Origin of the sequence: Allocoleopsis sp. (genome assembly GCF_036703385.1) — a bacterium.
Classification (GTDB): Bacteria; Cyanobacteriota; Cyanobacteriia; order Cyanobacteriales; family Coleofasciculaceae; genus Allocoleopsis.
On sequence record NZ_DATNPA010000320.1, the window covers coordinates 1 to 6,210 of the forward strand.

The 6,210-nt window shown below is 48.6% G+C and carries 2 protein-coding genes; both read left to right on the top strand.

All coding sequences use genetic code 11. The features are described from left to right. Positions 1 to 2,638: CHAT domain-containing tetratricopeptide repeat protein (locus V6C93_RS15870; RefSeq protein WP_333477639.1), on the top strand; the 2,638-nt coding region annotated here is incomplete at its 5' end. Positions 2,639 to 2,853: 215 nt separating this feature from the next. After that, positions 2,854 to 5,973, top strand: a complete 3,120-nt coding sequence (locus tag V6C93_RS15875; protein WP_333477640.1) for a UPF0182 family protein — start codon at positions 2,854 to 2,856, stop codon at positions 5,971 to 5,973. The last annotated feature ends 237 nt before the right edge of the window (positions 5,974 to 6,210 follow it).

A 6,210-nucleotide genomic window follows, 5' to 3' on the forward strand; every position in this document is an offset into this window, starting at 1 on the left:
ATTTAGCCTCGATGGTCGCCAAATCCTAACTGCTGGGGATAACACCGCCCGATTATGGGATATCTCCGCAACAATAAAGGTTACTGCTGCTGAAGTAGCCTTTATCAAAGGAAATCAATTTTCTAATCAAGGAAGCATCGAATCAAGAAGACTCGTACTTCAAAAATTAGAAGAAGCCCTTGCACTCTATCGTGCAGATAGAAATTACGCTCAAGCTGCACTCACTCTTTTATCAATTGGTAAAATTTACGCCAATTTCGGTCAATTTCAATCTGCCCTAAATTCCTACAATCAAGGGTTATCATTATCACAACAAGCGGTTGCTAAACCAGAAGAAGCCGCTATCCTCAACAGTCTTGGTCAACTCTATAACGATTTAGCTGACCCGAAAACAGCCCTCGATTACTATAACCAAGCCTTGCCCTTGTTGTATCAATTCAACGACCAAGGAGCAGTAGCCACCACCCACAACAACATTGGTAATCTTCACGCGGCTACAGGAAAAAGGGAAAATGCCCTCCACTCCTACAACCAAGCCCTGTTCATCTCTCGCCCCACAGGTAATTTAGCCGCAGAAGCTACTGCCCTAATTGGCATTGGTAGCACCTACATCGCCTCCCAAGAATGGGCAACCGCGCTGAATGCCTACAACCAAGCCCTGCTCATCTCCCGACACTTAAACGATAAAGTTAAAGAAACCACAATCCTCAATCAACTAGGAAAAATACACGCCGCTGTAGGTCAGAACTCTACCGCTTTGGACTATTACAACCAAGCCTTATCTTTATCCCGACAATTGGGTTACAAAACTGAAGAAGCACACATCCTCTACAATCAAGCCATCTTCAACCGCCAACAAAATAATCTCACCACCGCCAAAACCCAAATCGAAACCGCCATCAATATTATTGAATCACTCCGCACCCAAATCGCCAGCCAAGAACTGCGGCAATCCTACTTCGCCCGTAACCAAAATTACTATCAGTTTTACATCGACCTGTTAATGCAACTGCACCAGCAAAACCCCGATGGCGGATATGATGCTGAAGCCTTGCATATTAGCGAACGCGCCCGCGCCCGCAGTCTTATAGAACTCCTCAGCGAAGCCAGCGCAGATATCCGCTCTGGGGTTGACCCCAAACTGCTAGAACAAGAACGCAACCTCACTCAACAACTCAACGACTTTGAGCATCGCAAGTATGAACTCTTGAGTACTCAGCATACTCAAAAAGAACTCGACGAAATTAAACAAAAAACTGACACCGTTCTGGCTCAACTCAAGCAACTCGAAGCCCAAATTCGCGCTACCAGCCCCCGCTACACTGCCTTGAAATATCCCGAACCCTTAACCTTACAACAGATTCAACAACAGGTACTCGACGACGATACCCTACTTCTAGAATATTCCCTCGGCGAAGAGCGCAGTTACCTCTGGGCAGTCAGCAAAACCAGCATCACCAGTTATGTACTCCCCAAACGCAGCGAAATCGAAGCCGCCGCCCAAACCTTCCGCGAATCTCTCACCCCCAATAGCGCCGCCACTCTCGAAACTGGACTCCCACTGAGTCAAATGCTTCTCGCCCCCGTTGCATCTCAACTCGGCAACAAACGCTTACTGGTTGTTGGAGATGGGGCATTGCAATCTGTTCCCTTTGCCGCACTGCCAATCCCGTCCTCTTCCACAATTCCTCTTGACCCCCCTCAATCCCCCCGAAGCGGAGGGAGGACGGAGAACAAAGACTTGGATTCACGAGAGGGAAGTCCTACTCCCCCCTTCCCTATGAGGGAAGGGGGGCTGGGGGGGTTAGGTTACACCCCGCTTTTAGTCCAAAACGAAATCATCACCCTCCCCTCCGCCTCAACCCTTGCCATTCAACGCCGACAACTGCAAAACCGTTCACCTGTGGCTAAAACTGTAGCGGTAATTGCCGACCCCATCTTCGCTCTCAACGACTCTCGTGTTGCAGGGAAACCACCCCAGCCAACACCTGAAACATCCACCAACTACGCCCTAACTCGTGCCTCCCGTAACTTAGGTTTAGGGGAAGGTGGCAAGGTATTTGACCGATTGCAATTCACTCGCACCGAAGCCGAGAAAATCCTCGCCCTCGTCCCAGACGCTAAACGCTTGCAAGCCTTGGACTTTAATGCCTCTCGCGCCACTGCCACAGACCCAAATTTAGCCCAATACCAAATTATCCACCTTGCCACTCACGGCTTACTCGACCCCATCAATCCGGAATTATCAGGAATCGTGCTGTCTCTTTATGACCAAAAAGGCAAATCCCAAGACGGCTTTTTGCGCCTGCACGACATCTTCAACCTCAACTTGCCTGCGGAACTGGTGGTGTTAAGTGCTTGCGAAACCGGATTAGGGAAAGACGTGAAAGGGGAAGGATTAGTGGGCTTGACAAGAGGCTTTATGTATGCAGGGTCAAAGCGAGTGGTGGTGAGTTTGTGGAGTGTGAATGATGTCGCCACGTCTGAAGTCATGGCAAAATTTTACCAGAAGATGCTCAACGAGGGGCAAAATCCGGTATCGGCATTAAGAGCCGCACAACTGGAGATGTGGAAATCTCAAAATTGGCAGTCTCCTTATTATTGGGCCGCTTTTACCATTCAAGGCGATTGGCGATAATCGCGCTGTCACTTATGACCGAATAATTCGTAATTATGAATTCAAACCGCTGGGTTACAAGCCTTACCATACAAGGGCATCCATGTTTGAACGGGGTCTCGCATCCTGGTTCAAACGTTAATTAGCTGCGAGAAGAAATATAAGTACAACAGAGATATAGGCTAAGGATAAGTCTATTCATGCCCTTGAGCGGGATGACCAATCATTAATGACCAATGACAAATGAAAAACGCAGACCGTTCAAGAATCCAATTTTTCGATTCGTTACTGTGCTACTGGGCGTCTGGTTCGCTTGGGATTTGCTGTCTCACCTGGTAGCAGAAGTTTTATGGTTCAACGAACTGGGTTACTTACCCGCGTACCTCAAACGATTGGCATGTCAGCTTGGTGTATGGGTCATAGTGTGCGTTACATCGGCTGGATTTTTACTGGGAAACTTGTCTGTTGCCCATCGGTTTAAGTATTCCGACACCAGCTTAATATCTAGACTTGCACCTGAGGAACCCACGGTCAGTAGCCAGCGCCTTGCTAGGATGAAATTAAGGCTGCATCCGTTACCCCAAAAAGCCCCTCGCTCCATTAGAGAAGGAACAGGAACTGCATTTCAGGCCGACATTCCACAGTCTTCTCTGCCGCTGAACATGCGATCGCTCCTCATGGTGGTGTTCTGCCTCAGCTTACTGGTAGGGTTGATGCTGCTGCACTACGGTAAAATTGGCCTCTCGCTATGGCATCGGGACATGAGCCTGCTCAATGTCACGCCGCCACTACCAACCGCCTTTGATTGGACATCCGTACAAACGTTAGTCCAACAACCGTGGAACAAAGAGATTGGGCAAATTGGGGTACTTGTGGTTGTTGTAGTTTCCCTGATTGTGAATTCCCAGTTTTGGTTAACCGCGATCGCTTCCGTCCTTTCCTTGTTCTTTGCGCTGGTTCTATCCGCTCAATGGAGTCGGATTTTACTGTACTTCTACCCCACCCTCTTTGAAGCTAATGAGCCACTCTTCGGTCGTGATATTAGCTTCTATATCTTTAGCTTTCCAGTCTGGCAGCTATTTGACTTTTGGTTAGGCGGACTTTTCCTGTTTGGAATAGTGGCGGTATTGCTGATTTATTTGCTAGCAGGAGAGAGTTTTTCCCACGGGAAATTTCCCGGATTTTCTCAAAGTCAACTGCGTCACTTGTACGCCTTAGGAGCAGGAACGGTGGCAATAGTCGCTGTCCGCTATTGGCTGTCACGCTACGAATTGCTGTATTCTACGCGTGGCGTTAGCTATGGTGCTAGTTATACTGATGTCACGGCTCAACTACCCGTGAATACAGCACTGAGCCTCTTAACGGTTGCGATCGCGCTTTGGCTGTTCGTACAAACGATTTTTGGGTTCCGGCATTTTCACAGTAGTAGTCGCAGGGAACTGATCGCCTTGGGAGTGTACCTAGGGGTGAGTGTAGTTGCAGGTGTGGTTTTACCTGCCGCTGTGCAACGCTTCCGTGTTGAACCCAATGAAATAGCCGTCGAACGACCTTATATTGCCCGCAGTATTGCCCTAACCAGAGCCGCATTCGACCTGGAGGATATTGAAGTTGAAACGTTTAATCCCCAAGGCAAACTCACTACCGACATCCTGGACAAAAACGAACTGACGATTCGTAATATCCGACTCTGGGATACGCGCCCTATCCTACAAACCAATCGCCAGTTGCAACAAATCCGACCCTACTATAGATTTTCCAATGGGGATATTGACCGTTACACCCTAAAAGTAGACGCTAAGGGTATTTCTCCCCTCGCGCCAAGAACAGAAGGTGAGGGGCAAGAGACCGAAAAAACTGATCGCTCTCCTACGGAACCGCTGGCGACGGAACGACAACAAGTTGTTATTTCCGCGAGGGAATTCGACTATCAAGGTGTCCCCCAACAAGCAAAAACCTGGGTGAACCGACACTTAATTTATACTCACGGCTATGGTTTTACTCTCAGCCCTGTCAATACAGTTACCGAAGGGGGACTCCCAGCCTATTTTGTTAAGGATATTGGCACGGGCGCAGATGGAGGGGTTGAGGGCGCTTTAACCACATCCAGTCCTCTGATTCGGGACAGTATTCCTATTGGTGCGCCTCGAATTTACTACGGAGAAATTGCCAACACTTATGTGATGACTTCCACGAGAGTCAGAGAATTTGACTATCCCAGTGGGGATGAAAATGTTTATAACATCTACGAAGGCACAGGTGGTATTGCGATTGGTTCACTGTGGCGAAGAGTTTTGTTTGCTCAGTATCTTAAAGACTGGCAAATGCTGCTGACACGGGATTTTACGCCTCAAACTAAGCTGCTGTTCCGTCGCAACATTAACCAACGGATTCGGGCGATCGCTCCATTTCTTCAGTATGACCGCGAACCGTATTTAGTGGCTGCCGGTGCTGGTCACTCAGATGGCGCTCAGAGGCAGAATTATCTCTACTGGATTGTCGATGCTTATACGACTAGCGATCGCTATCCCTACTCTGACCCAGGCAAATATGGTTTTAATTACATCCGTAATTCTGTCAAAATCGTCATCGATGCTTACAACGGTTCCACTGATTTTTACGTTGCCGACCCTCAAGACCCAATTATTACGAGCTGGAGCAAGGTTTTTCCGGAACTGTTTAAACCGCTAAGCGCCATGCCTGTTACCCTACAGAGTCATATCCGATATCCTCTGGACTTTTTCAGCGCCCAATCGGAACGGTTGCTAACGTATCATATGACCGACCCGCAGGTATTCTACAATCGGGAAGACCAGTGGCGGATTCCTCAAGAGATTTACGCGGCTAAATCGCAACCGGTGGAACCCTACTATCTGATCATGAGACTCCCAACCGCCATCTCAGAAGAGTTTATTTTGCTCCACCCCTATACTCCGGTGACGCGCAATAACTTAATTGGATGGCTGGCGGCTCGCTCTGATGGTGACCAATACGGTAATTTACTGTTATATCAGTTTCCGAAGCAGGAGCTTGTCTACGGACCAGAACAAATAGAAGCATTAATTAATCAAGATCCGGTGATTTCTCAGCAAATTTCTTTGTGGAATCGCCAGGGGTCACGGGCGATTCAGGGTAATCTGTTGGTGATTCCGATTGAGCGATCGCTCCTTTATGTGGAACCACTTTATCTGGAAGCGGAACAGAATAGTCTGCCGACGCTAGTGAGAGTAATTGTGGTTTACGAGAACCACATTGTCATGGCTCAAACCTTGGAACAAGCACTCCAAGCGATCTTCCAGCCTCCGCAGCAGGAAACTCCCGCCATTATTCGTCCGGTAGAGGAACCCAGCTTGCCTTAAGACGAATGGCACTGACTTAAGTGATCTGCTGAGGAATTTGCCCCCTCGCATCCCCCAATTTTGGGGGACTTTGAACTCTGGCCCCCCCAGAATTGGGGGTTGGGGGGCGGATCGGCTCGTTAATTCAGTGCCATTCGCCTTAAGACGAATGGCACTGAATTAAGGGAAAAGCGATCATTCTTTGGAAAAACTCGGATTGGGGGGTCTCCCCCCAAACCCCCCACTGGGGGACGAAGC